Here is a 2,044-nt window from a genome sequence, read left to right as displayed (position 1 = left end):
TCCCAGCGATTTCTTCCGCAATCCGGCCTTCTTCTAGATCGGCCTGGGCTGTGTCCCGCATCCAAGCAGGATTGATCATCTCTTCAAAATCAACGGGGATGCTGTAATTAATGAGATTGTCCTGGATATCAAAGCAAAGGGATTGAACCTGCTGAATTGCATATGATTGCGTATGATTGGATATGTCCCCGCTTTCAATGATGGCGTCCACCTGGAGCAACAGCTGGTTGAACTCGGCCAGGGCCGTAACAAACGCCTTGTCCAATTCTTTGACCGCTTCCTCTTCTCGAGCCAGCTTGAGTTCGAGGTCAGCATCCGGCGGCAGAGACTTGAGGCGGTATAGTTCCTCCTCGGTCTTTTCCAGCCGCTCGGCCTTGTCTTCAAGCAGCTTGGACCTCGCTTCCAGGTCCGCCTCCAGGGCTTCCTTGTCCTTCTTGGCGGCCTTGCGTTCGGCATTGTGCCGCTCGGTCAAATCCGTCAGCACGTTCAAAACTTCGTCCTTGGACTCGGCCTCCAATGCTTGCTTGACGATGGCTTGTTCGTCCTCAGGCAGAGCCTTGAGTGCGCGGTAATCCTTGGCCCGGAAGCCTATGCGCTCGGCTGATTCGTAAAGGTCCGGTCCAAGGGTCGTCAGGGTGTCGGAAAGCTCTTTCACGCGGCGATAGGATTTGCCGAGCTTGACGGTGCAAAACTCGTCCAAAGTTGTGATGTGTCGCAGTTTTCCATCTTCGTCCATATAGGGAAGATTCTTGTATGCCTTGTTTTTCTTGAGCTTTTGAAAAATCTGAGCGGTCATAATATCTGCGACCGTCGCAAAAAACGCCCCTGTTTCAAGCCGCCCCAAGTCGCGGAAAGCCTCCTCGGCATCCATCACGGCCTGATCAACAGCGGCAGCGGTATTCTGAGCTTCCAGGTCGCGCGCTTCGTGGGCGGTCGAGACTTCGGGAACCAGAGCGGGTTCGCACTTGCTGGCAAGGATCGCCCGGACGGCGGTCTCGCACAATTCATCATCCGTAGGAATCTCGCCGGTCTGCTGTGCCCGGGCACTTGCATCCTGCATGGCCGAGAGGGCAAGAGCGCTCAGGCTCCCCCTGTCTTTTTGGTCAACGGCTGTGGAGGCAATGGCTTCCTGGACGGCCTCGGACGAAACGAGGTTTTTGGAAAAGATGGAGGCCGGTTCCTCGGCCTGATCCTTGATGTGGTCGCACAAGCCCGTGGGGCGGGTGCATTTGCCGGACTCTCCGGGGATCAGCTTTCCAGGGGTCGGGTTGGATTTGGACTTGTGGTATTCGCAGCTGGCGCAAGTTCGTGTGGTCATGTGTATTTCCTCCTTGAGAAAGTCGGTTTATCGATCCAGCTGGCTGATCCGCTTGGCGGTCAGGCGAGACGTGGCAGCATTGCCATTATCCATGACGAGCAACTTGGGGATGCCGGGCATGAGGGATTCCTTTGAGTTGCGAGATTTCCGAGACGGAGGGGTGCTAGTTTTCATTCTCGTCCTCCTCATGCCGCGCTATGACCTCCAGCACTTCCATGCAGAGTTCTTTGCCTTTGACCACGGCCATAACCGCAATGGGATTGTCGTTGCCATCGCTCAAGGTGCAGCTGACTTCTCCCAATTCCACCAGTTCTCCGAATGTCATTCCGAGGATGTCATCCATCGCGTCGATTGTTCCCATGTGAGTCTCCTTCCCATTTAGTTCAAGGCACCGGCCATGGTGCGCTGCCTGAGTTCGTTGATTCGTCTTTCGGCCATATCCAGTTCATTGATGTGCGCGTATCCGATCTTCGCCACCTGGAGGCCCAGGGCGTAACGCCCGGAGTCCAGCTTGGTGCTGAATCCTTCGTCCACCAGGACGTCGAGCGCGCGGGAAATATTGACGGGTGATTCGTCCAGGGCCTTGGCGATCTCGCCGTTGGACAGGCCGTGAATGGTGTTGCCCTTGAGGATGGACAGGACGCGCAATACGCGACGGGCAGAGGATAATTTAGCCATGGATGGCCTCCGATTCGGGTAGCGGATTAAGATAAAAAGTGGCCGAGA

4 protein-coding genes are annotated in these 2,044 nt (G+C 55.8%); all 4 read right to left on the bottom strand.

The features are described from left to right. The coding region (locus GO013_RS16600; RefSeq protein WP_163813134.1) for a hypothetical protein at positions 1-1,318 on the bottom strand (1,318 nt) is incomplete at its 3' end. A 27-nt stretch (positions 1,319-1,345) separates the two neighbouring features. Continuing rightward, entirely contained in the window at positions 1,346-1,492 is a 147-nt protein-coding gene (locus tag GO013_RS16595) for a hypothetical protein (RefSeq protein ID WP_163813132.1), read from the bottom strand. Continuing rightward, entirely contained in the window at positions 1,482-1,679 is a 198-nt protein-coding gene (locus GO013_RS16590; RefSeq protein ID WP_163813130.1) for a hypothetical protein, read from the bottom strand. The genes GO013_RS16595 and GO013_RS16590 overlap by 11 nt, the downstream gene beginning before the upstream one ends. A 17-nt stretch (positions 1,680-1,696) precedes the next feature. Next, positions 1,697-1,996, bottom strand: a complete 300-nt coding sequence (locus tag GO013_RS16585; RefSeq protein WP_163813128.1) for an IclR family transcriptional regulator — start codon at positions 1,994-1,996, stop codon at positions 1,697-1,699. Positions 1,997-2,044 lie beyond the last annotated feature (48 nt).

It is taken from the genome of Pseudodesulfovibrio sp. JC047 (genome assembly GCF_010468615.1).
In the GTDB taxonomy this organism is placed as follows: Bacteria; Desulfobacterota; Desulfovibrionia; order Desulfovibrionales; family Desulfovibrionaceae; genus Pseudodesulfovibrio.
Note: the sequence above shows the minus strand (reverse complement) of the source record. Positions and strands in the feature narration are given on the sequence as shown.

Coding starts and splice junctions, on each gene's coding strand:
- GO013_RS16595 (WP_163813132.1), bottom strand. CDS start 1,492: ATGAAAACTAGCACCCCTCCGTCTCGGAAATCTCGCAACTCAAAGGAA.
- GO013_RS16590 (WP_163813130.1), bottom strand. CDS start 1,679: ATGGGAACAATCGACGCGATGGATGACATCCTCGGAATGACATTCGGA.
- GO013_RS16585 (WP_163813128.1), bottom strand. CDS start 1,996: ATGGCTAAATTATCCTCTGCCCGTCGCGTATTGCGCGTCCTGTCCATC.